General features: G+C 40.2%; 1 pseudogene. It reads right to left on the reverse strand.

Annotated elements, in window-relative coordinates:
• Nucleotides 1–309 (reverse strand): annotated as a pseudogene (locus tag B879_RS23980) (reverse transcriptase domain-containing protein); the annotation flags it as partial.
• Nucleotides 310–854 lie beyond the last annotated feature (545 nt).

Here is an 854-nt window from a genome sequence, read left to right on the forward strand (position 1 = left end):
TATTTCCTGATCTCCGATCCTCACCCCTAACTCGTTTTGGCCTCCATTTGCACTGAACTTGCACTCCATATATTCTGTCTTTGATCGGCTTAGGCGAAGACCTTTAGATTCCAACACTTCTCTCCAAAGGTTAAGCTTTGCATTTACCCCTTCCTGAGTTTCATCTATCAACACTATATCGTCTGCGAAAAGCATACACCAAGGAATATCATCTTGAATATGTCCCGTTAACTCATCCGTTACCCATGCAAAAAGGTAAGTACTTAAGGATGAGCCTTGATGTAACCCAACAATTATGGGGAAGCTTTCGGTTTGTCCTTCATGATTTCTTACGGCAGTTTTGCTCCATCATACATATCCTTTATAGCTTGGATATATGCTACTCGTACTCCTTTCTTCTCTAAAATCCTCCAAAGAATGTCTCTTGGGACCCGATCATACGCTTTTTTCCAAATCTATAAAGACCATGTGTAAATCCTTTTTCCCATCTCTATATCTTTCCATCAATCTTCGTAAGAGATAGATTGCCTCCATGGTTGAGCGCCCTGGCATGAACCCGAATTGGTTGTCCGAAACCCGTGTCTCTTGCCTCAATCTATGCTCAAAGATCCAATACAATGTGCTAAGAATAATCTATCGAAAATTCTAGCATACGTACAATAATAGAATGACATGCATTGCAGAATTTACCGGCTAGATGTGCACTCAAAAGTCCAACGGAATTTAAGGGGACGAGAGAGTGCACCGAATATAGTAAGATTTTTAGTATTGGAATGGTCTCATACAAATAGTCCCTGAATCCAGTAACTTCACAACTCCAGTCTAATCTTTACAGTAAAAACTAATGACTGTGT

The organism is Cecembia lonarensis LW9 (genome assembly GCF_000298295.1).
GTDB lineage: Bacteria > Bacteroidota > Bacteroidia > Cytophagales > Cyclobacteriaceae > Cecembia > Cecembia lonarensis.